Genomic DNA, 25,886 nt, shown 5'->3' on the forward strand with positions numbered 1-25,886 from the left:
TCGCTCCACGCTTCCTTCCCACACCCGGTCACCCTCATGCAGTTGCGCTTCGCTTCGTTCGCTGTGATCAACTTACGACGGGACTTGCACCCGCGAGAAGTGCGCTCATGCTGAGCGCACAAAACAAGAAAGCCGCCCTCACGGGCGGCTTTCTTCATTTGCGAGTGTCAGAACGCTCAGCGCGGCAGGCTGCTCGCTCCCATCAGGAATTCGTCCACCGCCTTGGCAGCCTGGCGGCCCTCGCGGATGGCCCAGACCACGAGGCTCTGGCCGCGACGCATGTCGCCAGCGGCAAACACCTTGTCGACGTTGGTCTTGTAGGCATTGGCGCCTTCGGTCGATGCCTTGCCATTGCCGCGCTGGTCTTTGTCGACACCGAAGGCGTCCAGGATGGTCGCGACCGGCGACACGAAACCCATCGCCAGGAAGGCCAGGTCGGCCTTCAGGACCTGCTCGCTGCCTTCAACCTCGGTCATCTTGCCGCCCTGCCATTGCAGGCGCACTGTCTTGACGCCGGTGAGCTTGCCCTTCTCGCCGATGAATTCCTTCGTGGCGATTGCGAACTCGCGTTCGCAGCCCTCTTCATGGCTGGACGACGTACGCAGCTTGATCGGCCAGTAGGGCCAGGTCAGCGGGCGATCTTCCACTTCCGGCGGCTGGGGCATCAGCTCGAACTGCACGACGCTCTTGGCGCCATGACGGTTGCTGGTACCGACGCAGTCGGAGCCGGTGTCACCACCGCCGATGACGATGACATGCTTGCCATCGGCGCGGATCTGGTTCTTCAGCTTGTCGCCGGCGTTGACCTTGTTCTGCTGCGGCAGGAACTCCATCGCGAAGTGCACGCCGGCCAGGTCACGGCCCGGCACGGGAAGGTCGCGCGACTGCTCGGCACCGCCGGTCAGCAGCACGGCGTCGAACTGGCTCTTCAGCTCGTCGGCCGAGATGGTGTCCTTGGCCCAGTTGGTGACCTTGGAACCTTCGGGCAGCGCGGCAACCATGACGCCGGTGCGGAACTCGACGCCCTCGGCCTTCATCTGCTCGACGCGGCGGTCGATATGGGACTTCTCCATCTTGAAGTCCGGGATGCCGTAACGCAGCAGGCCACCGACGCGGTCGTTCTTCTCGAACACGGTGACGCTGTGGCCGACGCGCGCCAGCTGCTGAGCGGCCGCCAGGCCGGCGGGCCCGGCGCCGACGATGGCCACTTTTTTGCCGGTCTTGACCTTGGGCGGCTGCGGCTGCACCCAGCCTTCGGCCCAGGCACGATCGATGATGGCGTGCTCGATGGACTTGATACCCACCGCGTCGTCATTGACGTTGAGCGTGCAGGCTGCCTCGCAGGGCGCAGGGCAGATGCGGCCGGTGAACTCGGGGAAGTTGTTGGTGCTGTGCAGAACGGTGATGGCGTTCTTCCAGTCTTCCGGTCGGCCCTTGTAGACCAGGTCGTTGAAGTCCGGGATGACGTTGTTGACCGGGCAGCCGTTGTTGCAGAACGGCGTGCCGCAGTCCATGCAGCGGGCGCCCTGCTGCTTGGCCTGCTCGACGTTCAGACCGATGACGAATTCCTTGTAGTTCTTGACGCGAGCGGTGACGGGCTCGTAGCCCTCTTCCAGACGCTCGTATTCCAGGAAGCCAGTGACTTTCCCCATGACGCGACTCCTTAGACCTTGGCGGCCACAGGCGCCTTGGCCTGGGCGATGGTGGTGGCGGCTTCCTTGGCGGCATTGAGCTCGCCCAGGGCGCGGCGGTATTCGTTCGGGAACACCTTGACGAACTTGGTGCGCGACTCGGCCCAGTGGTCGAGGATGTCGCGCGCACGCTGGCTGCCGGTCCAGCGGTGGTGGTCTTCCAGCAGCTTGCGCAGGATGGCCTCGTCGGTCTGGGCCTCGCGGTCCACGCCGTCGACACCCTTGGTGCGGTGCCAGATCGCCTTGTCGACGCTGGCTTCCTGCTCCTGCGCCGTCATCAGCTTCTCCAGCGTGACCATGCTGGTGTTGCAGCGCTTGGCGAAGTGGCCGTCCTCGTCGTAGACGTAGGCGATGCCACCGCTCATGCCGGCGGCGAAGTTGCGGCCGGTCTTTCCCAGCACGGCCACGGTGCCGCCGGTCATGTACTCGCAGCCGTGGTCGCCGGTGCCTTCGACGACCGCCGTGGCGCCCGACAGGCGCACCGCGAACCGCTCGCCCGCCACGCCGCGGAAGAAGGCCTCGCCGCGCGTCGCGCCGATCAGCGCGGTGTTGCCGACGATGATGTTCTTCGTCGCGTCGCCGCGGAAGTCGATGCTGGGACGCACGACGACGCGGCCACCCGACAGACCCTTACCGGTGTAGTCGTTGGCGTCACCGATCAGGTAGAAGCTGATGCCCTGCGCCAGGAAGGCGCCGAAGCTCTGGCCGCCCGTGCCTTCCATCTGGATGAAGATGGTGTGGTCGGGCAGCCCTTCGGGCCTGAGGCGGATCAGCTCGCCGGACAGGCGCGCGCCGACCGAGCGGCGGACGTTGGTCACCTCCTGCATGAACTGCACCTTCTCGCCCTTCTCGAAGGCGGGCAGGCACTTCTCGATGAGCTTCACGTCGAGCGCGCGCTCCAGGCCGTGGTCCTGAACGTCGTTGTGGATGCGGGCCACGTCGGCCGGCACGTTCGGACGGTGGAAGATGCGGGCGAAGTCCAGGCCCTTGGCCTTCCAGTGCGAGATCGCCTTCTTGGTGTCCAGCCAGTCGCTGCGGCCGATCAGCTCGTCGAACTTGCGCACGCCGAGCTGGGCCATGATCTGGCGCGCCTCTTCAGCGACGAAGAAGAAGTAGTTGACGACATGCTCGGGGCGGCCGGTGAACTTCTTGCGCAGCACCGGGTCTTGCGTCGCCACGCCCACCGGGCAGGTGTTCAGGTGGCACTTGCGCATCATGATGCAGCCCTCGGCCACCAGCGGCGCGGTCGCGAAGCCGAACTCGTCGGCACCCAGCAGTGCGCCGATGACAACGTCGCGGCCAGTCTTCATCTGGCCGTCGGCCTGGACGCGCACGCGGCCACGCAGGCGGTTGACGACCAGCGTCTGCTGCGTCTCGGCCAGGCCCAGCTCCCACGGCGTGCCGCAGTGCTTGATGGACGACCAGGGCGAGGCGCCCGTGCCGCCGTCGTGGCCGGCGATGACGATGTGGTCGGCCTTGCACTTGGCCACGCCGGTCGCAACGGTACCGACGCCGACTTCCGACACCAGCTTGACCGACACGTCCGCCTTGGGGTTGACGTTCTTCAGGTCATGGATGAGCTGGGCCAGGTCTTCGATGGAATAGATGTCGTGGTGCGGCGGAGGGCTGATGAGGCCCACACCCGGCACCGAGTGGCGCAGAAAGCCGATGTACTCGGACACCTTGCCGCCGGGCAGCTGGCCGCCTTCTCCGGGCTTGGCGCCCTGGGCCATCTTGATCTGGATCTGGTCGGCGCTGACGAGGTATTCGGTGGTGACACCGAAGCGGCCCGACGCGACCTGCTTGATCTTGGAGCGCAGGCTGTCGCCTTCTTGCAGCTCGTAGTCGGCCTCCATGATCTTGTGGCCGAGCACGTCGCCGATCTTGGCGCCGCCAACGATCTTGATGCCCTTGAGCTCGTTGCGGTAGCGGGCCGGGTCTTCACCGCCCTCGCCCGTGTTGCTCTTGCCGCCGATGCGGTTCATCGCGACGGCCAGCGTCGCGTGAGCTTCGGTGGAGATGGAGCCCAGCGACATGGCGCCGGTGGCGAAGCGCTTGACGATCTCGGCCGCTGATTCGACTTCTTCCAGCGGCACCGCCTTGGACGGATCGAACTTGAACTCGAACAGACCGCGCAACGTCATGTGACGCTTGCTCTGGTCGTTGACGATCTGCGCGTATTCCTTGTACGTCTCGAACTTGCCGCTGCGCGCGCTGTGCTGCAGCTTGGCGATGGCATCCGGCGTCCACATGTGCTCTTCGCCGCGACTGCGCCAGGCGTACTCGCCGCCGGTCTCCAGCATCGTCTCGAGCAGCGGGTCGTCGCCGAAGGCGCCTTCGTGCATGCGGATGGCTTCTTCAGCGACCTCGAACACGCCGATGCCGCCCACTTGTGTGGCCGTGCCGCGGAAGTACTTCTCGACGAAGTCCGCCTTCAGGCCGATGGCCTCGAAGATCTGTGCGCCGCAGTAGGACATGTAGGTCGAGATGCCCATCTTGGACATGATCTTCGACAGGCCCTTGCCGACAGCCTTGATGTAGTTGTAGCGGGCTTGCTCGGCGGTCAGCTTGGGCGGCAGCTCGTCCTTCATGGCCTCGAGCGTTTCCAGCGCGAGGTAGGGGTGGACGGCTTCGGCGCCGTAACCGGCCAGCACGGCGAAGTGGTGCACTTCACGGGCGGTGCCGGTCTCGACGACCAGGCCGGCCGTCGTGCGCAGGCCTTCACGCACCAAGTGGTGGTGGACGGCGGACAAGGCCAGCAGCGCGGGAATCGCGATGCGGTCGGCACTGACATTGCGGTCCGTGATGATGAGGATGTTGTGGCCGGTCTTGATGGCGTCCACGGCCGAGGCGCAAAGCGAGGCCAGTTGCGCTTCGACACCGGCGCGGCCCCAGCCGACCGGGTAGGTGATGTCCAGTTCGCAGGACTTGAACTTGCCGTTGGTCGGACCTTCGATATGGCGCAGGCGGGCCATGTCGTCGAAGTCCAGCACGGGCTGGCTGACTTCGAGGCGCATCGGCGGGTTGATCGCGTTGATGTCAAGCAGGTTCGGCTTGGGGCCGATGAAGCTGTTCAGCGACATCACGATGTTTTCGCGGATCGGGTCGATCGGCGGGTTTGTGACTTGGGCGAAGAGCTGCTTGAAGTAGTTGTAGAGCGGCTTGTTCTTGCCCGACAGCACCGCCAGCGGTGAGTCGTTGCCCATCGAGCCGATGCCTTCTTCGCCGTTGGCGGCCATCGGGGCGAGCAGGAACTTGATGTCTTCCTGCGTCGTGCCGAAGGCTTGCTGGCGCTGCAGCAGCGGCGTGGCAAAGGCCGGGCGAGCGGCCTCGGGCGCCACGGCGATGTCGTCCAACTTGACGCGGACGTTCTCGATCCACTGGCGGTAGGGACGGGCGTTGGCGTACTGGTTCTTCAGCTCTTCGTCATCGACGATGCGGCCCTGCTCCAGGTCGATGAGGAACATCTTGCCCGGCTGCAGGCGCCACTTTTTGACGATCTTGCTTTCTGGGATGGGCAGCACGCCGGACTCGGACGCCATGACGACGAGGTCGTCGTCGGTGATGCAGTAGCGGGCCGGGCGCAGACCGTTGCGGTCCAGCGCGGCGCAGACTTGGCGGCCGTCGGTGAAGGCCATCGCCGCGGGGCCGTCCCACGGCTCCATCATGGCGGCGTGGTACTCGTAGAACGCGCGGCGGCGCTCATCCATGCCTTCGTGCTGCTCCCAGGCTTCCGGGATCATCATCATCGCGGCGTGCGCGAGCGGGTAGCCGGCCATCGTCAGCAGCTCGATGGCGTTGTCGAACGTGGCCGTGTCGGATTGGTGTTCGAAGCTGATCGGGTAGAGCTTCTGCAGGTCGTCACCCAGCACCGGCGACTTCATGACGCCTTCGCGGGCGCGCATCCAGTTGAAGTTGCCCTTGACCGTGTTGATCTCGCCGTTATGGCAGACCATTCGATACGGGTGGGCCAGCGGCCACTCGGGGAAGGTGTTGGTCGAGAAGCGCTGGTGGACCAGGGCGATGGCGGACACGACGCGCGGGTCGGCCAGGTCCTGGTAGTACTTGCCGACCTGGTCGGCAAGCAGCAGGCCCTTGTAGATGACTGTGCGGCAGCTCATGCTGGGCACGTAGTACTCGCGGCTGTGCGTCAGCTGCAGCGCCTGGATGGCGCTGGAGGCCGTCTTGCGGATGACGTAGAGCTTCCGCTCCAGTGCGTCGGGGACGATGATGTCCGGGCCGCGGCCGATGAAGATCTGGCGGATCACCGGCTCCTTCTCGCGGACGGTGGGTGACATGGGCATGTCACGGTCGACCGGTACGTCGCGCCAGCCGATCAGCACCTGACCTTCGGCCTTGATGGCGCGGGCCAGTTCCTGCTCGCAAGCCAGGCGCGAGGCGGCTTCCTTCGGCAGGAAGATCATGCCGACGCCGTACTCGCCGGGCGGCGGCAGGGAGATGCCCTGCTTGGCCATCTCCTCGCGATAGAACTCGTCGGGGATCTGGATCAGGATGCCGGCACCGTCGCCCATCAGCTTGTCGGCACCGACGGCGCCCCGATGGTCCAGGTTCTCGAGGATCTTCAGACCCTGCTGGACGATGTTGTGGGCCTTGTGACCCTTGATATGAGCTACGAAGCCCAGGCCGCAGGCGTCCTTTTCATTGGCTGGCCGGTAGAGCCCGTGCTCGGCGAGGTCATGAAGTTCGGATTGAATCTGCGCGGCTTGGCTCATGTCGGCCTCCTGGAACACAACAGAGGCGAGCGTAATTCATGCTGCAAAACGCAGCAACCCGAATAAAATGGGGTCGGAGTCGATTTAAATTGCCGCACCTCTCGGCAAAAGAATAAATAGGGTCATAGTTGATCGGAGGCGGCCGTCGCTTTTCGAGGCCGCCCCCTTGGACGCCGTGTCACGACCGCTGCGTGCGTCGCGACCAGCGGCCTTAGGAAGTCCTCGCTTGCCAGTGGCCGCCCCCTCAGCACCGCCTCGGTGAATTGCACCTGTTCGGCGCGCGGAACTCCCTGCGAGATGAACTCCCTGTAGGCATGCTCACGCTCGAACGGTGTGTTGCCGAGGGCCCAGTACAGCGGGTGCTCCGTGATCAGCATGCTTCGCGCCAGCCCCAGGTGATGCGTGACACTCGACCACGGCCACTCCTCCGGCGCGGCACACAGGCCGGACCGAACGGGGTTGAGTTCGATATAGCGCATGCACGCCAACAGATGACGTTCGCCTTCGACGAGGCCTGCGCGAAAGCGGCCTTCCCACAACGTCCCGCTCCGCTGATGCCGTGCATTGAACCAGCCCACGTAACGCCGCCCGAGCGATTGCATCATCCGGCTCAGGCCGTCGGCGTCTGAGGGCGTCACCAACAGATGGAAATGGTTGTCCATCAACACGTAGGCGTGAATGGCGACCAGATACAGCTTCGCCGCTTCTGCGAGCGTCTCCAGCAGTTGCCGGCGATCCCCGTCACTGTGGAAGATAGGCTGCCGGTTGTTGCCGCGCAGGATCACATGATGCGGTTGATCAGGGAGGATCAGACGAGGGAGGCGAGCCATGGTCCACAAAGCCACAAGGAGAAGCCTTGAGGATAGTTGACTCCGACCCCATTTTCAGAAGAGCAGCTTGCCCGTCAGCCTCTGGTGTTCGCGGATGGCAAACCGGTCGGTCATGCCCGCGATGTAGTCGGCACATGCACGCTCACGATCCGGGCGCTGGCGAAAGTCGGTCGGCAGCTGCGCAGGGTCGGTCGCGTAGATGGCGAACAAGTCGCGCAACACTTCCTCGGCCCGCGCCCGCGTGGCCTGTACCTGAGAGTGCCGGTACAGGTTGGCAAACAAAAAGCGCTTGAGCGCCGTGCTCTTCGTGCGCATGTCGACGCTGAACCTCATCAGCGGCCGTTCGCAGCACCGCACGTCGTCGGCGGTCGCCGGCGCAGCCTCGGCAATTGCCTGACTGCTGGCATCGATGATGTCGTAGACCTGGGCGGACAGCATGCGGCGGATGGTCTCGAAGAGCAGCCGCTTGCCGGTCAATGCAGGGTGCGCGTCCAGCGACGCCTGCCAGTGTTCGCGCACGAGTTCCACGTCCAGCAACTGCTCCAGCTCGATGAGGCCCGAGCGGACGCCGTCATCGACGTCGTGGGCGTTGTAGGCGACCTCATCGGCGAGGTTGCACAACTGCGCCTCAAGGCTGGGCTGGCCGCCGCGCAGAAAGCGTGCTGCGATGCCGCCCGGCTCGGCTTGCTCGATCAATTCCGCGTTGCGACGCGAGCAATGCTTCAGGATCCCCTCCCGGGTCTCGAAGCACAGGTTCAGTCCGTCGAAAAGCGGATACCGCTGCTCCAGATGATCTACGACGCGCAGCGACTGCAGGTTGTGCTCGAACCCGCCGTGCCCCGCCATGCATTCATCCAGCACGTCCTGCCCGGCATGGCCGAAGGGCGTATGACCCAGATCATGGGCCAGCGCGACAGCTTCGACGAGGTCCTCATCGAGACCTAGACTGCGCGCGATGGAACGCCCCAGCTGGGCCACCTCCAGCGAATGCGTCAGCCGCGTGCGGAACAGGTCGCCCTCGTGGTTGAGGAAGACCTGTGTCTTGTAGACCAGGCGCCGGAAGGCGGTGCTGTGGATGATGCGGTCGCGGTCGCGCTGGAAATCGCTGCGCGTCGGCGCCGGGGGCTCGGCCAGTCGGCGCCCGCGGCTGCGCGCCGGGTCTGCGGCGTAGACCGGGCGCGCCTGGCGCATCACGCCGCCCCGTACGCCACCAGGGTTTCGGCGATCACCGCGTCGGGCACCGAGTGCAATCCGGCACGGCCCAGCGCCTCAACGAGCACGAAGCGGATGGCGCCCGACTCCGCCTTCTTGTCTACGCGCATCAGCTGCAGATAGCGGTCAGCGCCCAATCGGGGTGGTTGCGTGGGCAACCCGGCACGCTCGACAAGCCGGCGCAGACGCTCGACAAAGCTCTCCGGCATCAAGCCGACGCGCCGTGACAAATCGGCCGCCAGCACCATGCCGCAGGCTACCGCTTCGCCGTGCAGCCAGGCGCCATAGCCGAGGCCGGCCTCAATCGCATGGCCAATGGTGTGTCCGAAATTGAGGATGGCCCGCAGCCCTTGCTCGCGTTCGTCCTGGCTCACCACGTCGGCCTTGATCTCGCAGCTGCGCCGCACCGCGTGGGCCAGCGCCGCCTTGTCGCGCGCCAGCAGCGCATCAAGGTGGACTTCGATCCAGTCGAGGAAGGCGGCATCCGCGATGGGCCCGTACTTGATGATCTCCGCAAGGCCGGCGCGCAGTTCGCGTTCGGGCAGCGTGTCCAGCGTGTCCAGGTCCGCGATGACGCGCTCGGGCTGGTAGAACGCGCCGACCATGTTCTTGCCGAGCGGATGATTGATCGCCGTCTTGCCGCCGACAGAAGAGTCCACCTGCGCCAGCAGCGTAGTGGGCACCTGCACGAAAGGTACACCGCGCATGTAGATCGCCGCGGCGAATCCCGTCATGTCGCCGATGACGCCACCGCCCAGTGCGAACAGGACCGTCTTGCGGTCGAGTGCCTGGCCAAGCAAGTGGTCGAACACCTGGTTAAGGCTGTTCCAGTCCTTGTGTTGCTCGCCATCGGGCAGCACGACCAGATCCACGCGCCCATAGACGCCGCGCAGTTGTCCACAAAGCCGCTCGGCGTAGAGCGGGGCGACCGTTTCGTTGGTGACGATGACCGCCGTGGCCGCCTTGGGCAGGCCTTGCCAGCTGTTCGCATCGTCCAGCAATCCGGCGCCGATGCGGATGTCGTAGCTGCGAGCGTCGGGGAGGTGGATGCGGACGGTGTCAGGGGCAGGCATGCGAGGGAGTGTAAGAGCCCTCCACGGCCACCCGGCCCGTTACTGCGGTTCGGCGCCGACGGTCGCGGCAACGCGCGCCGGGTCCAGCAGGCCCGCAAGTTCCAGTTGCATCAGCGCCATGTTGACGAGGGCCTGCACCGTGGGCCGCGCGCTCTCCAGCACGTAGTGCGCGCAGCGACGGTAGAGCGGGTCGCGCTGGTGGTGCAGCTCCCGCAACCTCGCGAGCGGATCCTTCACTTGAAGAAGCGGCCGGGTCGTGTCGTGCCGAAGCCGGCGATACAGGTCCTCTGGCGTGGAGCGCAGATACAGCACGGTCGTGCCGGCATGAAGCAGTTCTCGATTGCGCTCCCGCAGCACGGCACCGCCGCCGGTGGCCAGCACGCAGTCACCGGGACGGGCCGTCAAATCGCCAATGACTTCCGTCTCGATGTCCCTGAACGCTTCTTCGCCGTGACGCTCGAAGAACTGCTTGATGCTGCCGCCGATGCGCTGCTCGATTTCGTGGTCCGAATCGACAAAAGGCACGCCGATGTGGCGTGCCAGTTGTTTCCCGACGGTGGACTTGCCACCGCCGGGCATGCCGACGAGCGAGAGCTTTAAGGGCAAGTCCTCTTCACCGTGAAGTTGTAGGACGTTCCGGTACCACGGGGGCTGGTGAAGGTCACTGTCACTGAACCCGCAGACGCCGTGTCGAAGTTGTAGCCGATCGACACCAGATTGGCCTGGCTGGTGCTAGGCACCGGGGAGCCACCGGCAACGGTGACCGAGAAACCTTGCGTCGGCGTGGCAGCAGACACGACGGTGCCCGCAGGCATCGGGTTCAGGCGCGGCAGCACGATGTAGCTGTTCTGATCACTGTAATTGATGGGCAGAGCCAGACCCGACTTCAGCAGGCCAGCATTTGCATCCGACGCCAGCAAGCTAAAGCTGCCCGTCGCTCCAGCATTGCAGATGGTGTCTCCAGAAGCGACGTACAGGTTGCTCACCTGGCTGGTCGTCGGCCCGGTCTGCATGGGAAGCGTGCCGTTGACGTTGACGATGCGCGAGTCACCGCCCGGCCAAAGCGGCCGAGCCGTCGAAGTGGACAACACCGTCTCAACCGCACGGCGCACGTAGATCTGGCCAGAGCCAGTCCACTTGCCGTCACAGGTGCCAGGGACGCTCGGCGTGTAAGCCGTCAAGCCAAAGATCGCGACCGTCGTCGGCGGGACGCAGGCCGTGTTGGTATTACCCGCGAGATTGGTGCCGATGAACTCGTCGAAGCTCGCGTCGTAGAAACCGTCGTAGTTGCGATCCTTGAAGATGTTGCCCAGGTCCTGGAACTCTTCGCCCGCGTCGTAGATGTTGTTGCCGTTCGTATCGATGAACGACTCCTCACCCAACGCGTAAGCCACGACAGTCACCCGGCCATCAACAGGCTTCGGTTGTGCCGAAGCGAAGTTGGCCGTTGCCTGCGAAATCCCGTTCGTCTGGGAGATCTGCTTACTCGACTCGACCTGGCCACCTTCGGTCACGAAGTTGATCGTCGTACCGATCGGCACCGGGTTGCCCGAGCGGTCGGCCGCTATCAGCGTGTAGGTGTTCGGCTCGTTGTCCCTGTTGTAGCCCTCGATGTTGATAGTTTGCTGCGACATCGAGAAGTTCAGCTGCGATGGCAGACCGATACCCACGCTCAGGTTGCTCGACACCGTGGCGATCGACCCGCTGGCCGTGCAAGGCGCCAGGCAGGCATGGACACGCACGGGTGTCGGCTGGGTACCGGAGTTCACACGCACCGACACGCGGCCCAGTGCATTAGACGTCTGCGTGAACGGATTGGCTGACGGCGGGTTCACCGATTCGACCGCACGCCCTTCCATCGTCACGCCGCCGGCACCGGTTTGCAGCCGCAGCTCAACCGTCTTGTTCGGCAGCGGGTTGCCCGCGGCGTCACGCACCTCGAAAGTCACGATGGACGACTCGGTAAAACCGGAGCCCTTCAGGAAAATCTGCTCCGGCTTCGACTCGATGAACGCCAGGCTGACGGCGGCTGGCGCTGCAATGGACATCGTCAGCTGCTTGGCCGTTGACGTGCCGTCGATGACGACCTGCAACAGGTCGGACGGCTGCACTGCACCGCAACCGTTGTCACGGTATTGCAGCGAAATGGTGTTGCTGGTCGCCGAGATGGAGGCCGGCGAAACGGTCGCCTTACCTACTGCTGCGCATGAGGACGACACGCTCAGTTTCACCGGCGAATCAACGGATGCACCGGCCAACGTCAGTGTCAGCGTGTCCTGCGCATAGGCCGACAAAGAAGTAGGCCCGGTGAAGCTGACGATCGTCGCGTTGGTTGCCTGGACTTGGAAACCTTGCGTCGCCGACAGCGACGTTCCGCCGTACTGGACCGCAGCCGTGACCTCATCCGCCCCGGCGGAGGCCGCCGTCGCCGGCGACAGCAACGCCACTGCCTTGCCGTTGACATCCGTAAGGGCCGTGCCGACATTGGTCTTACCCAGGCCGCGCACGACGGCGAAGGTGACGACCTGGCCGGGTACCGGCTGTCCGCGTGAGTCGGTCAATGTCGCGGTCACTGTGGCAGGCACCGCCGCGCTCACTGAAGCAGAAGACAAGCCCAGCTGCAGCACTGGCGCGCCCGGCGACGTTGCACTGACGACTTGGACCGGCTTGCTATCGGTCGCATCGATGCCGTTGACCGTAACCGTGGCCTTGACGACGTCAGCACCGTTCGAAGTGGAGTTGGAAGGAGTCACCGTGACCTTGGCGACACCAGTCCCATCGGTCAGCGCGGTGGAGGCGTCGAACTTGACGAGCCCGAACTGCGAGGTGAACTGAACCAGTTGGCCCGCGACCGCAACGCCACTCACGTCGCGCACGAGCACGCTGGCCGTCGACGATGTGATGGATCCGCCGATGTTGGAGTTGGCAAGCGTCATCGTGGCAGTCGGCGTCTCGCCGACGATCTGCACGACGACGTTGCTGGCCAGGAATTGGTCCGCATAGTTGGCCGTGACACGGAGCGTGTCAGTCGACGAGCTGGTGCCGGCGAAGTTGCTCAGCTTCAGCGTGCTGCCCACGATGCCGTTGGTATCCGTTGGCGCCGAACCCGGCGTCGGCGTCACGTTGATGGTGGACGAGGGTGTGAACGTAACCACCTGATTCGCCACCGGGTTGCCGGCGGCATCGCGCAACGTAGCCGTCACCTGGGGTGCCGGCTGGGATAGTCGCAGCGTCACGTTCGCCGGGCTCACGGTCAACGTCGGCAAAGCGCCGGTGACGGTGAAGGCCTGCTGAGCGCTGACCGTGGTGGAGCCGATCGTCGCGAATGCCGTCACGTAGTCGGCGCCGGTAATGCCGGCGGTACCAGCCTTCAACTGAGCTGTCGCCTGGCCGCTGCCATCGGTACGTACTGTGGCGACCGAGAGGTCTGCCAGATTGCCACGGCCGGTCGCCAGACTCACCACCACATCGGACAACGCCACGCCAGTAGCAGACTTGAGCTGCACCGTGACGGTGGAGCCGACCGCTGGCGTGATCTGCGTCGCCGACAAGCCCACGGTGAGCGAAGGACCGCTGGTATTGCCCGTCGGCGATGGCGTGACAACCGAAACCTGTGCCGTCTTCGTGATGGAGCCGCTGGCTGCCGTAACTGTGATCGTGCGCTTCGATTGATCGGAACCGATCTTGACGGAACCCGTCACGACACCAGTCGAGTCCGTCTTGGCAGCGCTGGTGGAGATCAGTGCGTTGGAGTCGACGGAAATCGACACCGGCACATCGGCAATCGTGTTGCGCTTGGCGTCGACCGCATAGACGGTGACCAGCACGGAGCCGGTGCCATCAGTCGGCAGCGTGGAGCCGCTGAGCGTGACGACGAGATCAGCGGCCGTTGGCCCGGTAGTACCACCGCCGCCCGTGCCGCCACCGCTTCCCGGCGCCGGGAACACCGTATCACCGGCGCTCCCACCACCGCCCCCACAGGCCGACAAAAGGGCGGCCATTCCCAGCCCCAGCACGGCCTGCGCCAGTCGGCGCCAGCCCTGCGTGACGATGGATTGCAACATGCTCAAACTCCTGAAATCTCTGAATGTCTTAGCGCACCGCGGCCCGCTCACTGACGACCTTGGGCGTCAGAAAGATCAACAGCTCGGTCTTGGAGGAGGTGCGCGTCTTGTTCTTGAACAGGTTGCCGACGAAGGGCACGTCGCCGAGCAACGGCACCTTGTCAACCGACTCACCCTCGTCCTGGGTATAGATGCCGCCGATGACGACCGTGCCACCGTTCTCGACCAGCACCTGGGTCTGCACATGCTTGGTGTTGATCGCATAACCCTGAGGCGTCAGCGTACCGCGGCTGTCCTTGTTGACATCGACGCTGAGAATGACACTGCCCTCGGGCGTGATCTGCGGCGTGACTTCCAGCTTCAGGTTGGCCTTGCGGAAGGCGATGGACGTCGCGCCGCTGGACGTGGCGACCTGGTAGGGCAGTTCTTCGCCTTGCTCGATGAGCGCCTTGACCTGATCGGCCGTGATGACACGCGGGCTTGACACGATCTTGCCCTTGCCGTCGGACTCGAGAGCGGACAGCTCCAGGTTCAGGAACCGGTTCGCCGTCGCGCTGAACAGCGAGACCGCGAAGGTCTGCGCAACTGCACCTGCAAAGCTGTCCGACGAGACGTTGGCGCCCAGGTTCACGAAGTTCGGGTTGTTGAACGCACCGGGGTTGGCTGAGTTGGAGGGGGCCGCTGAACCCGGCTGATTGGTCTGGTAGGTGACGCCGTTGTAGTTGCCGCCCAAGGTCAGGTAGTTACCGCCACCCACGCTGTAGCCAGGAACGCCCCCCTGTTGACCGCGAATGTCGTTCGTCCCCAGCTTGACACCCAGCGCCCGGCCGAAACGATCGTTGGCTTCGACGATGCGGGCCTCGATCAGCACCTGCCGCACCGGCACGTCGATCTTGGCGATCATCGCCTGGATCTCTTCGAGCTTGCTCGGGATGTCGGAGACAAACAGCTGGTTCGTACGCGACTCGGAGATGACGCTGCCACGCGGCGACAGGATCTTGGTCGTCGTGCCGGACGAACTGCCGCTGCTGCCGGTGCTTTGCCCTGCCAGGCCCTTGGCGAGTTCCTCGGCCTTCACGTAGTTGAGCTGGAAGGACTGCGTCCGCACCGGCTCGAGCTGAGCGATATCGGCCTTGGCCTGCAGATCCAGCTTCTCCTTCGTCGCCAACTCATCCTTCGGCGCGATCCACAGCACGTTGCCGGACTTCTTCAGGCCGAGGCCCTTGGCCTGCATGATGATGTCCAGCGCCTGGTCCCACGGCACGTCCTTCAACCGCAACGTGACGTTGCCCGTCACCGTATCGCTGGTGACGACGTTGAAGTTCGTGAAGTCGGCGATGACCTGCAGCAGCGCGCGAACTTCGATGTTCTGGAAGTTCAGCGACAGCTTGTCGCCCGCGTAGCCGGGGCCTTGCGTCAACTTGTTGGGATCGACCTTCTGGGGCCGTACCTCCAGCACGAACTGGTTGTCGCTCTGGTAGGCGCTGTGTTCCCAGTTGCCCTTGGGCTCGACGACCATGCGAACGCGGTCGCCGGACTGCGTCGTCGTGATCATCTGGACCGGCGTGCCGAAGTCGGTCACATCGATCTTGCGACGCAGGTTCTCCGGCAGGCTGGAGCGCAGGAACTCGACGACGAGGCTCTGGCCCTGCTGCTGGATGTCGACACCCACCTGGTTGCTGGGCAGGTTGACGATCACGCGACCGGCGCCATCGGAACCGCGGCGGAAATCGACGTCGCGCAGCGACTGCGGCGCCGTATTGAGGCTCTGCGCGAAGTGCACCGGCTCACCGGCCGCCTGCGCCGCCGGGGCCGCGCCGCCCACGACGAGCACCAGTGCATTGCCCTCCAGCTTGGCGCTGTAGTTCGCAGCCTGGCGCAGGTTCAGCACGATGCGGGAACGTTCGCCGGCCTGGGCCACCGCAGCCGAACGCAAGTTGCCCTGGTTCAGCTCGAGCTGGTTGCGACCGATGCCGTTGACGACGCCCGGCAGGTCGATGGCGATGCGGGGCGGCGTCTGGATGGTGAAGCCCGTCGGAACGGCGGACAGCGGCTCACTGAGCTCGATGCGCACCACATCCACACCCGCCTGCTGGCTGGTGTTGATCGCCTTGATCTGGGTCTGTGCCCAGGCGGCAGGCGCGCTCAACAGCGCAAAGGCGGCTCCCAGCAACCAGCTACGGCCCATCGAGATGTTCTCCAATGTCTTCATCGTCCCTTCTCCTGCAGCTGGAGGGTACTGGTGCGCTCGATCCACTCGCCCGCAGCGTCCTGGACGACTTCTCGCAACGTGATTTCGGTTTCGCTGATCTTCGTGATCCGCCCGAAGTTCTGGCCGAGGTGGTCCCCGGCCTTGACCTGATAGAGCAGCCCGTCGACCTGCAGCAGCGCATAGCGCTGCTTGTCGCGCGTCAGGCTGCCCACCATGGCCATGCCATCGAGCGGGTAGGCCTCCAGCGGTTCCTTGCGACGGTTGATCTCGGCCGTCAGCAGCGAGCTTGGCTGCGCGGCTTCCTGTTTGATAGCCACGCTGAGCTTCTGCGTGCTGAACGGGTCCACCCCGGTGCCGGCCTCATAGGGCTGCGGCAGGAATTTCTTGGGAGGCAACAGCGGCGGCACCGAGGGCTTCGCCTCCTTGCGCTGCTGGTCCATCCACTGGCGCAGCTCGTCGATATCGCTGCTGCAGCCGGCCAGCCCAGCCGCGGCACCCAGGCAAATCAGCATACGCCTCATTTCTTGCCTCCGGCCTTGGCGGCGGCCTTGCGCTGCTCGGCCACTTCAGCGGCATCGAGGTAGCGATAGGTCCGGGCGGTCACTTCCATGCTCAACGGCGCATTGGGATTGGGGGGCGCGACGACGATGAGGTTGTGCAGCGTCACGATGCGCGAGAGGTTGGACACGTCGGCCGCGAAGGAGCCGATGTCGTGATAGCGGCCCGAAACGCGCAGCGAGATGGGCAATTCGGCGTAGTAGTCCTTGACCACTTCCTGCCCCGGGCGGAACAGCTCGAACTGAAGCCCACGGCCGACACCCGCGCTGCTGATGTCCGACAACAGCGAGTCGATCTCTGCCTTGCCAGGCAGTTGCTTCTCAAGCTGCGTCACGTACTCCTCGACCTGGCTCTTCTGCTTGCGCAGCTCAGGCAGATTCACCGCCTGCCCCAGCTTGTTGCGGAAATCCTCGCGCAGCTGCGGCTCACGGTTGCGCTCGGCCTCCAGGTTGGCCTGCACATCTGACAGCAGGAAGAAATAGCCTGCCGCCACGACAGCCAGCACGACCGCGAGAGCAGATGCCAGCTTGGGCGCCAGCGGCCATTGGCCGGGCTCCTTGGGGTTGAGACCCTGGAACTGCTCCGAGAGGTTCGCGAACCAGGCATTCAGGTCGATCTTGGGCATGGAAGTCGCCATGTCGGTCAACCCTTCTTCGGCGCCGAGGCACCGGATGCGGCGTCGCGCGGCGGCGCCTTGATCGAGACCTTCATGGAGAAGTCGAGCAGACGGCGCTGGTCCCTTGTGTTGGTGCTGACGTTGGCCAGCTTGACCTCGATGAGATCGGGTTTCTCAAGCCATTCCGAACTGCGCGACACGTTGCGCAGGAATTCCGACACGCGCTCGTTCGTCTGGGCGATGCCGCTGATGGTGACGACCTTGTCCGTCTGCCGGATGGCCGTCAGATAGATGCCTTCAGGAGCCAGCCGCGCGAGGTCGTTGAGCAACTGCACCGGCGTGTTGCGATCGGTCTGCAGGTCTTCGACCGCGCGCTGCCGCGACTTCAGCGCCTCGATCTCGGCCTTCAAGTTGGCGATGTCCTTGATCTGCGCCTCCAGCCGCGTGATTTCGCTCTGGATGTACTGGTTGTGCGACTGCTGCTCCTGCGTGAGGAACTGCAGCAGCAAGTAGGCAGCCACGACGATGCCCGCGCCGACCAGGGCCGCCAGCCCCAGGCCGGCGAAGAACGCGACTTTGCGCCGCTTGCGCCTTTCCTCACGGTAAGGCAGCAGGTTGATCAGGATCACTGGAAGAACCTCCGCATCGCGAGGCCGCAGGCGGTCAGGTAGGACGGCGCCTCACGCTGCAGCTTGGACTCGCGCACCGCGGAGCCCATGGCCATGTTCTCGAAGGGGTTGACGACCATGCAGGCGAAACCGGTCAGGTCAGTCACACGCTCCTTGAGGCCTGGCAGCGTGGCAGTGCCGCCGGCCAGCATCACGTAGTGCACCTTGTGATGCGGCGTGCTGGTGAAGAAATACTGCAGCGCACGACCGATTTCCTGCGACAGGCTGTCCACGAAGGGATTGAGCACGCTGACTTCGTAGTCGTCCGGCAGGTCACTGGAAAGCTTCTTCTGCTCGGCCTCCTCGAAGGAGAAACCGTACTGGCGTGAGATGAGCTGCGTCAGCTGCGAACCGCCGAAGGACTGGTCACGGTCATAGAGCAGTTCCTCATCGCGCAGCACTTTGAGGCTGGTCGTGTCGGCACCGATTTCAAAGAGCGCCACCAGCGCATCCTTGCCCTCGTTGGGCAGCGCTGCGACGAGCCGGCCCATCGCCATGCGGGAGGCGTGGGACTCGATGTCGAGCACGACGGGACGCAGGCCGGCGGCTTCGGCCAAGCCCTGGCGGTCCTGCACCCGGTCCTTGCGCGATGCGGCAATCAGCACCTCGACGTCGCCGACGGACGTGGGGCTGGGGCCGATGACGCAGAAGTCCAGGCTGACTTCATCCAGCGAGAACGGGATGTACTGATTGGCCTCCGCCTCGACCTGCAACTCCAGCTCTTCCTCGCGAAGGCCGGCGGGCAGCATGATCTTCTTGGTGATGACGGCCGACTGCGGCATCGCGAGCGCGGCATCACGCGTCCTGGAGCCGCTTCGGGCCACGACACGGCGCACGGCGTCAGCCACCTCATCGAACTTCTCGATCTGGCCGTCAGCAATCCAGCCCTTCTCGAAGGGCTCGCTTGCGAAACGCTCCAAGACGAACTCGCCGCTCTTGGTCTGGCTCAGCTCCACCAGCTTGACGCTGGAAGAACTGATATCCAGCCCAATCAAGGGTGGGTGCGTGCGCCCCAAAAGTGCGTCAAGTATTCCCATGCCCTTTGTTGCCGATGCGTCGAGTTACGTATCGGACTATTAATAAGTTACTTGAATGCTAGCAGCAAAGCCTTTGACACCGAACGCAAATTCGGCGCCAGCTGGTAACGCCACGTTGCTAAACATACACCAACCTCCCCATGGAAAGGCTCCTGGGAAACGCCCGTACAGCGGTCGTTTGGCACACTGTTTACAAGCTTCTTTCGTATACAGGTTAGTCAACAGCCGCTTCCTATAATCCAACGCCTCGATCCCCTGCGCCAAGGGCGCGCTTCTGCCGGCTCATGAACGACAAGCCTCGCCCCGCCGCGCCTTCTCCCGCCACCCCCTCCGCCGGCCCCGCCATTCCTTCCTCCCCCGCCCCTTCCTGGAGCAGACGCCTGCGGCGGCTGGCCCTTTGGGCAGTCGGACTGCTGGCTGGCGGCATCCTGGCCATCGCGCTACTGCTGGCGCTGGGCCTGGCGCTGGCCTACCCCAAGCTGCCCGACATCAACGGGCTGACCGACTACCGCCCCAAGCTGCCGATGCGCGTGCTGTCCAGCGATGGGGTGCTGCTAGGCGAGTTCGGCGAGGAGCGCCGCAGCTATCTGCCGATCGAGCAAATCCCCAAGGTCATGCAGGAAGCCGTGCTGGCCATTGAAGACGCACGCTTCTACCAGCACGGCGGCGTGGACTACCTCGGCGTCATCCGCGCCGGGCTGGCCAACGTCAGCGAGTCGCGCAGCCAGGGCGCGTCCACGATCACGATGCAGGTGGCGCGCAACTTCTACCTGTCCACGGAGAAGACATTCACTCGCAAGATCTACGAGATCCTGCTGGCGCTGAAGATCGAGTCGGCGCTGCCCAAGGAGAAGATCCTCGAGATCTACATGAACCAGATCTTCCTGGGACACCGCGCGCATGGCTTCGCGGCGGCGAGCGAGGTCTACTTTGGCAAGACGCTGGACAAGCTCAGCGTCGCCGAGGCGGCGATGCTGGCCGGCCTGCCCAAGGCACCGTCCGCTTACAACCCGATCAACAACCCGCGCCGGGCCGCCATCCGCCAGCAGTACATCATCGAGCGGATGTACGAGACCGGTTACATCACCGAGGAGCAGCGCGACGAGGCCAAGGCTGAGAAGCTGCGCATCCGACCGGTCAACGAGTCGGTCTCGCATGCCGAGTTCGTCGCCGAGGCGGCGCGGCAGCTGATCTTCAACCAGTACGGCGACGAGGCCTACTCCCGGGGGCTGAACGTCTACCTGACGCTCAACAGCGCCGAGCAGAACACCGCCTACCGCGCGCTGCGCCGCGGCATCCTGGACTACGAGCGGCGCCAGGTCTATCGCGGCCCCGAGGCCTATGCCGACCTGCCGGGCGACGCCAAGGCGCTGGATGCGCGCATCGCCGAGCTGCTGGCCGACCACCCGGCCAACGACGAGCTGCTCGCTGCCGTCGTGCTGGACGCCGATCCCAAGAAAGTGACCGCCGTGCTGCAAAGTGGCGATGCGATCACCGTCACTGGCGACGGCCTCAAGCCCGCCACCTCTGGACTGTCCGACAAGGGCAACCCCAAGACACGCATCCGCCGTGGCGCCGTCATCCGCGTCGTCAAGGTGGCCAAGCAGAAGGACGGCAACGAGTGGACGATCACGCAGCTGCCCGAGGTCGAGGGCGCCTTTGTGTCGCTGGACCCGCACAACGGCCAGGTGCGCGCCATGGTTGGCGGCTTTGACTACAACAAGAACAAGTTCAACCACGTGACGCAGGCCTGGCGCCAGCCCGGCTCCAGCTTCAAGCCGTTCATCTACTCGGCCGCGCTTGAGAAGGGCTTCACGCCGGCCACCGTCGTTAACGATGCACCGCTGTTCTTCGACGCCGGCACGACCGGCAGCCAGCCGTGGGAACCCAAGAACTACGACGGCAAGTTCGAGGGCCCGATGCCGCTGCACGTGGCGCTCGCCAAGTCCAAGAACATGGTGTCCATCCGCGTGCTGCACTCCATCGGCGTGAAGTACGCGCAGGACTGGATCACGCGCTTCGGTTTCGAGGCTGAGAAGCACCCGGCCTACCTGACGATGGCGCTCGGTGCCGGCTCCGTCACGCCGATGCAGATGGCACAGGCCTATTCGGTGTTTGCCAACGGCGGCTTCCGCGTCAGTCCGCAGCTCATCGCCCGCATCACCGACAACAAGGGCCGCCTGCTCTACGAGGCGCTGCCGACGACGCTGGGCGAAGACGCCCGGGCCATCGAGCCGCGCAATGCCTTCATGATGAGCACGCTGCTGCAGGAGGTCGCGCGCAGCGGCACGGCGGCCCGCGCGCAGGCGACGCTCAAGCGGCCCGACATCTACGGCAAAACCGGCACGACCAACGACTCGATGGACGCCTGGTTCGCCGGCTACCAGAAGGACCTGGTCGCCATCGTCTGGATCGGCTACGACCAGCCACGCAAGCTGGGCGACCGCGAGACCGGCGGCGGCCTGAGCCTGCCGGTGTGGATCGAGTACATGCAGACGGCGTTGAAGAACAAGCCAGTCGACGAGGTGGCGCCGCCCGAAGGCGTCGTCAACATCAATGGCGAATGGTTCTACGAGGAATACACCGCCGGCAACGGCGTGCGCGAGCTGGCCAACGAGCCGAATGCACCGCCGGCGGCCACCGAGGACGAGAAGAAGTCGATCCTCGACCTCTTCAAGCGCTAGGAGCCTGCCGGCAACTCAGGCGCTGAACGTCAGCGCCTTGCCGGCCTGCTCGCTGGTGCTGCGGGACAGCCGGGCCAGGAATTCCTGGCCCTCGCGGTCCACCCACTGCGCACCGTCCCACCTGAAGTGGTAGCCGCCCGAGCGCGCCGCCAGCCAGATCTCCTGCAGCGGCGGCTGGGTGTTGATGACGATCTTGCTGCCGCCCGGCAGACTCAGTTCCAGCAGGCCGCCAGTGCGGTGGGTGTCGATGTCCACGACGTCGCTCTCCAGCCAGGCGTCGATCTGCGTCTCGATGCGGGCGAGCAAGGCGTGGGCCCTGGCGTGGTATTCGGCGTCGGAGAGGGACATAAACTGACCGGATGAAAACGACTGTCGTCAGTGTAGGGGGCCGCGCCATCGCGAGGATGGCGGCCCTGGCGATCACCCTCATCGCATCGGCGGGTTGCGGCCAGAAGGGGCCGCTGACGCTGCCGGCACCGGCCGCGGCGGCCGCCTCGTCGCCCGGCCCGGCCTCAGCGCCTGCGCGCTAGCCGCGACCTTCTTCGACCGCGTGGCAGGCCACGCGCACGCCCCCCGTCTCCAGCAGCGCCGGCCGCTCCGCCTTGCAGCGCGCGTTCGCCAGCGGGCAGCGCGGGTGGAAGCTGCAGCCGGTGGGCGGCTGAAGTGGGTTGGGCACTTCCCCCTGAACCGGGGTTCGGGCACGGCCGGTCATGTGGATGTCCGGGATCGCGTCCAGCAACATGCGCGTGTAGGGATGGCGCGGACGGGCGAACAGCTCGGCCTTGCCGGCAACCTCCACCAAGCGCCCCAGGTACATGACGCCGACCTCATCGGCCATGTGGCGCACGACGGCGAGGTTGTGGGAGATGAACAGATAGGTCAGCCCCTGGCCGCGCTGCAGGTCCTTCATCAGATTCAAAACCTGCGCCTGCACCGAGACGTCCAACGCCGACGTGGGCTCGTCGCAGACCAGGAACTCCGGCTGCGTCGCGAGCGCCCGCGCGATGGAGATGCGCTGGCGCTGGCCGCCTGAGAACTGGTGCGGGAACTTGGCGGCATCCGCGGCCGCCAGGCCCACGGATGCCAGCAGCGCCGCCACCCGCTCGCGCGCCTCGGCATCGTGCCGCACGAGGCCGTGTTCGCGCAGCGGCTCGGCGACGATGTCCAGCACCTGCCAGCGCGGGTTCAGCGACGCGTACGGGTCCTGGAAGATCATCTGCATGCGCCGACGCAACGCGCCAGCTCCGGCGCCGGCCAGCGTGCGGGCAATGTCCTCGCCATCGAAGCTGACACTCCCGCGCGTGGCGCCATACAGGCCCACGAGCAGCCGCGCCACGGTGCTCTTGCCGCAGCCGCTCTCGCCGACAAGGGCCAGCGTCCGGCCGCGCTCGATGGCGAAGGAGACGCCATCGACCGCATGGACGAAGGCCTTGGGCTTGCGCTCGACGACGCGGTTCAGCCAAGGCGCCGACACGTCGAAGGTCTTGGCGAGGTCGTCGACCTCCACGAGCGGCCGGCTCATCGCGCCATCTCCCGCCCCTCAGGCAGCCAACAGGCGGCGCGCGTCGCGCCCACGTCGGCCAGCTCGGGCCGCTCCACCCGACAGCGGTCGGCCGCGCGCGGGCAGCGGGGGTGGTAGGCACAGCCTGGCGGGATGGCCGTCAGCCGCGGCATGGAGCCGTCGATCTGCAGCAGCCGCTCGCGATCCTCGTCCATGGCCGGGATGGAGCCCATGAGGCCGACGGTGTAGGGGTGGGCCGGCCGGTGGATGACGTCAGCCACCGGCCCGATCTCGGCGATGCGTCCCGCGTACATGACGGCCACGCGGTCGCAAGTCTCGGCGATGACGCCCATGTCGTGCGTGACGAGCATGACGGCCGCGCCCTGCTCGCGGCAGACCTTCTTCAGCAGCGCAATGATCTGCGCCTGGATGGACACGTCCAGCGCCGTCGTCGGCTCGTCGGCCACGATGAGCTTCGGCTGCGCCGCCAGCGCCAACGCGATGACGACGCGCTGGCGCATGCCACCGGAGAACTGGTGCGGGTAATGGTCCACACGTGCCTCCGGCGCCGGAATGCCGGTGGACGCAAGCAACTCGACGGCGCGGGCGCGCGCCTGCGCGGTGCTCAGGTTCAGGTGCGTCCTGATGGTCTCGACGAGCTGCTGACCCACCGTGTAGAGCGGGTTCAGCGAGGTCAGCGGATCCTGGAAGACCGCTCCGATCTCGCGGCCGCGCACACGCCGCATCTGCTCGGGTGGCAGGTCGTCGATACGCCGCGCGGCCAGCCGGATCTCGCCGGCCGTGATGCGGCCGGGCGGGTCGAGCAGGCCGATGATGGCCGCGCCCGTCAGCGACTTGCCGGCGCCGGACTCACCAACGACGCCGAGGATCTCGCCGGCAGCGATCGAGAAGGACACGTCGTCCAGCGCCCGCAGCGTGCCGTGACGGGTGGCGAACTCCACACGAAGGTGGCGGACTTCCAGCAGCGGCGCCGTCATCGCAGCCTCGGGTTCAGCGCGTCGCGCAGCCAGTCGCCCAGCAGGTTCACGCTGAGCGTGATGAGCACCAGCGTCAGGCTCGGCCAGGCGGTGATCCACCATTCGCCGGAGAACAGGTAGTCATTGCCATTGCGAATCAGCGTGCCGAGCGAGGGGCTCGTGACTGGCACGCCCACGCCGAGGAAGGACAGCGTCGCCTCGGTGACGATGGCGGACGCGACCTGGATGGTCGCCAGCACCAGCACCGGCCCCAACACGTTGGGAAGCACATGGCGGCGCATGATGCGAAAGCTGCTGACGCCGATGACGCGCGCGGCCTGCACGTATTCCTTGTTGCGCTCCACCAGCGTCGAGCCGCGCACGGTGCGGGCGTACTGCACCCAGCCAGTCAGCGCGATGGCGAGCACGAGCACGACAAAGGCCAGCGCATCCGGCGCATCAGGAAACAGACCGCGACCGACGCCACTGATCATCAGCGCGACGAGGATGGGCGGGAAGGACAGCATCACGTCGCAGAAGCGCATGACGAAGGCATCCACGCGCCCGCCAACGAATCCAGCCAGCAGGCCGAGGCCGACGCCGATCAGCAGCGACAGCAGCACCGACGCGATGCCGACGAACAGCGAGATGCGCGTACCGTACATCAGCGCCGACAGGATGTCGCGGCCCTGGCCATCGGTGCCAATCAGATAGCGGCGCTCGCCGCCATCCAGCCACGCGGGCGGTTTCAGTGCATCCATCAGGTCCAGCGTGGCCAGGTCGAAGGGGTTGTGAGGCGCGATGGCGTCGGCCAGCACGGCGCACGCCAGGCACAGCAGCGCGACGACGGCGGCGCCGATGGCCACGGGTGACGTGCGGAACGAATGCCACACGTCGCCGTCGAAGAAGCCACGCAGCGCGCTGGCGGACGCAGTGGGGCGGGGACTGGCGTCAACAGGCATGGGCTCAGGTGTCGGCTTTGCCTTCGACGCGCAGGCGCGGGTCGACGGCGAAATACAGCAGGTCCACGCCGAGGTTGATGACGACGAAGACCAGCGAGATCAGGCACAGGTAGGCCGCCATGACGGGGATGTCGGCGAACTGCACGGCTTGGATGAACAGCAGCCCCATGCCGGGCCACTGGAAGACCTGCTCCGTGATGATGGAGAACGCGATCAACGAGCCAAGCTGCAACCCGGTGATTGTGAGGACCGGCACAAGCGTGTTCTTCAGCGCATGGCCGAAGTAGACGCTGCGGTCGGTGAGACCGCGGGCTCGCGCAAAGCGGATGTAGTCGGTGCGCAGCACCTCCAGCATCTCTGCACGCACCAGCCGCATGATCAGTGTCAGCTGGAAGATCGACAGCGTCAGCGCGGGCAGGACCAGGTGCAGCAGGCCGTCGCGCGTCAACAGGCCAGACGTCCACGATCCCAGCGCCACCACGTCGCCACGGCCGAAGCTGGGCAGCCACTTGAGCTCGACGGCGAACACCCAGATCAGCACGATGCCGATGACGAAGTTCGGCAGGCTGACGCCGAACAGCGTGCCCGTCATCAGCAGCTGCGCACTGGCCCGGCCACGTCGCAGCGCCGCGTACACGCCCAGCGGGATGCCCAGGCACAAGGCGATCGCACCCGCCGCGACGGCGAGCTCCAGCGTCGCCGGAAAGCGCTCGACGATGAGGGCAGAGACTTTGCGGCCCTGCTTCAGGCTGATGCCGAATTCGCCACGGGCTGCATTGGCCGCGAAGCGTGCGAACTGCACCGGAAAGGGCTGGTCCAGCCCCAGGTCACGGCGGAGCGCGACGCGCTGCTCTTCCGTGGCGTCCTGGCCCAGCAGGTTGTTGACCGGGTCACCGACGTACTGGAACAGCATGAAGGCGATGAACGCCACCGCGCCCATCACCACAAGGGCCTGAACCAGACGGCGAAGGATGAAGATGAGCATGAAGAAAGGTCAGCGGGCGGCGCACTGCTGCAACGTTGCAGGAAGGCGCGAGTATGGCGAACGTTGGGCACCGCCCGCACTGG

General features: G+C 65.4%; 19 protein-coding genes. 2 read left to right on the forward strand and 17 right to left on the reverse strand.

The genetic code is table 11. The annotated features are described in order from the left end of the window. Window positions 1–176: 176 nt before the first annotated feature. The 12 genes from LXT13_RS17395 to LXT13_RS17450 form a co-directional block, all read right to left on the reverse strand. Window positions 177–1,652 (reverse strand): glutamate synthase subunit beta, encoded by a 1,476-nt coding sequence (locus LXT13_RS17395; protein ID WP_233373227.1) that lies wholly within the window; start codon window positions 1,650–1,652, stop codon window positions 177–179. An 11-nt stretch (window positions 1,653–1,663) separates the two neighbouring features. Continuing rightward, window positions 1,664–6,424 carry a glutamate synthase-related protein gene (locus LXT13_RS17400; RefSeq protein WP_233373228.1) on the reverse strand — a complete coding sequence of 1,587 codons (4,761 nt, stop codon included), beginning with the start codon at window positions 6,422–6,424 and terminating at the stop codon, window positions 1,664–1,666. 122 nt (window positions 6,425–6,546) lie between these two features. After that, the gene (locus LXT13_RS17405; protein WP_233373229.1) at window positions 6,547–7,254 is read right to left on the reverse strand and encodes an REP-associated tyrosine transposase; all 708 of its coding nucleotides are present in this window, start codon (window positions 7,252–7,254) and stop codon (window positions 6,547–6,549) included. Between the two features lie 54 nt (window positions 7,255–7,308). Further along, window positions 7,309–8,445, reverse strand: coding sequence for a deoxyguanosinetriphosphate triphosphohydrolase (locus tag LXT13_RS17410; RefSeq protein WP_233373230.1), 1,137 nt, complete (start codon window positions 8,443–8,445; stop codon window positions 7,309–7,311). Then, window positions 8,445–9,539, reverse strand: a complete 1,095-nt coding sequence (gene aroB / locus LXT13_RS17415) for a 3-dehydroquinate synthase (protein WP_233373231.1) — start codon at window positions 9,537–9,539, stop codon at window positions 8,445–8,447. Before aroB ends, LXT13_RS17410 begins: the two co-directional genes overlap by 1 nt. 39 nt (window positions 9,540–9,578) lie before the next feature. Continuing rightward, window positions 9,579–10,118: a shikimate kinase gene (locus LXT13_RS17420; protein WP_233373232.1), complete on the reverse strand. Its 540-nt coding sequence runs from the start codon at window positions 10,116–10,118 to the stop codon at window positions 9,579–9,581. Window positions 10,119–10,135: 17 nt separating this feature from the next. Beyond that, window positions 10,136–13,603, reverse strand: coding sequence for a beta strand repeat-containing protein (locus LXT13_RS17425; RefSeq protein ID WP_233373233.1), 3,468 nt, complete (start codon window positions 13,601–13,603; stop codon window positions 10,136–10,138). Window positions 13,604–13,631: 28 nt separating this feature from the next. Continuing rightward, a complete protein-coding gene (locus LXT13_RS17430; protein WP_233373234.1) occupies window positions 13,632–15,815 on the reverse strand; it encodes a type IV pilus secretin PilQ in 2,184 nt (727 codons plus the stop codon). After that, on the reverse strand, window positions 15,812–16,327 hold the full coding sequence (locus LXT13_RS17435) for a pilus assembly protein PilP (protein ID WP_419964688.1): 516 nt from the start codon (window positions 16,325–16,327) through the stop codon (window positions 15,812–15,814). Before LXT13_RS17435 ends, LXT13_RS17430 begins: the two co-directional genes overlap by 4 nt. 5 nt (window positions 16,328–16,332) lie before the next feature. Further along, the gene (locus LXT13_RS17440) at window positions 16,333–16,998 is read right to left on the reverse strand and encodes a type IV pilus inner membrane component PilO (protein WP_233373236.1); all 666 of its coding nucleotides are present in this window, start codon (window positions 16,996–16,998) and stop codon (window positions 16,333–16,335) included. 17 nt (window positions 16,999–17,015) lie between these two features. After that, window positions 17,016–17,618 carry a PilN domain-containing protein gene (locus tag LXT13_RS17445; protein WP_233373237.1) on the reverse strand — a complete coding sequence of 201 codons (603 nt, stop codon included), beginning with the start codon at window positions 17,616–17,618 and terminating at the stop codon, window positions 17,016–17,018. Beyond that, window positions 17,615–18,694: a pilus assembly protein PilM gene (locus LXT13_RS17450; RefSeq protein WP_233373238.1), complete on the reverse strand. Its 1,080-nt coding sequence runs from the start codon at window positions 18,692–18,694 to the stop codon at window positions 17,615–17,617. The genes LXT13_RS17445 and LXT13_RS17450 overlap by 4 nt, the downstream gene beginning before the upstream one ends. Before the next feature lie 284 nt (window positions 18,695–18,978). On the opposite strand from LXT13_RS17450, the gene LXT13_RS17455 reads away from it, so the two are divergent. Further along, window positions 18,979–21,378, forward strand: a complete 2,400-nt coding sequence (locus LXT13_RS17455) for a penicillin-binding protein 1A (RefSeq protein WP_233373239.1) — start codon at window positions 18,979–18,981, stop codon at window positions 21,376–21,378. A gap of 15 nt (window positions 21,379–21,393) precedes the next feature. On the opposite strand, the gene cyaY is transcribed toward LXT13_RS17455, so the two are convergent. Then, entirely contained in the window at window positions 21,394–21,726 is a 333-nt protein-coding gene (gene cyaY / locus LXT13_RS17460; protein ID WP_233373240.1) for an iron donor protein CyaY, read from the reverse strand. A gap of 56 nt (window positions 21,727–21,782) precedes the next feature. Between cyaY and lptM the strand changes: the two genes are divergently transcribed. Then, window positions 21,783–21,908 (forward strand): LPS translocon maturation chaperone LptM, encoded by a 126-nt coding sequence (gene lptM / locus LXT13_RS17465; RefSeq protein WP_233373570.1) that lies wholly within the window; start codon window positions 21,783–21,785, stop codon window positions 21,906–21,908. On the opposite strand, the gene LXT13_RS17470 is transcribed toward lptM, so the two are convergent. The 4 genes from LXT13_RS17470 to LXT13_RS17485 are packed head-to-tail and all read right to left on the reverse strand — an operon-like array spanning window position 21,905 to window position 25,803. Beyond that, window positions 21,905–22,900 (reverse strand): ABC transporter ATP-binding protein, encoded by a 996-nt coding sequence (locus LXT13_RS17470; RefSeq protein WP_233373241.1) that lies wholly within the window; start codon window positions 22,898–22,900, stop codon window positions 21,905–21,907. The genes lptM and LXT13_RS17470 overlap by 4 nt on opposite strands. Next, entirely contained in the window at window positions 22,897–23,877 is a 981-nt protein-coding gene (locus tag LXT13_RS17475; protein ID WP_233373242.1) for an ABC transporter ATP-binding protein, read from the reverse strand. Before LXT13_RS17475 ends, LXT13_RS17470 begins: the two co-directional genes overlap by 4 nt. Beyond that, window positions 23,874–24,818, reverse strand: coding sequence for an ABC transporter permease (locus tag LXT13_RS17480; RefSeq protein ID WP_233373243.1), 945 nt, complete (start codon window positions 24,816–24,818; stop codon window positions 23,874–23,876). The genes LXT13_RS17475 and LXT13_RS17480 overlap by 4 nt, the downstream gene beginning before the upstream one ends. Before the next feature lie 4 nt (window positions 24,819–24,822). Further along, window positions 24,823–25,803, reverse strand: a complete 981-nt coding sequence (locus tag LXT13_RS17485) for an ABC transporter permease (protein WP_233373244.1) — start codon at window positions 25,801–25,803, stop codon at window positions 24,823–24,825. Window positions 25,804–25,886: the final 83 nt, after the last annotated feature.

The organism is Pelomonas cellulosilytica, from assembly GCF_021353265.1.
GTDB classification, from domain to species: Bacteria; Pseudomonadota; Gammaproteobacteria; order Burkholderiales; family Burkholderiaceae_C; genus Pelomonas; species Pelomonas cellulosilytica.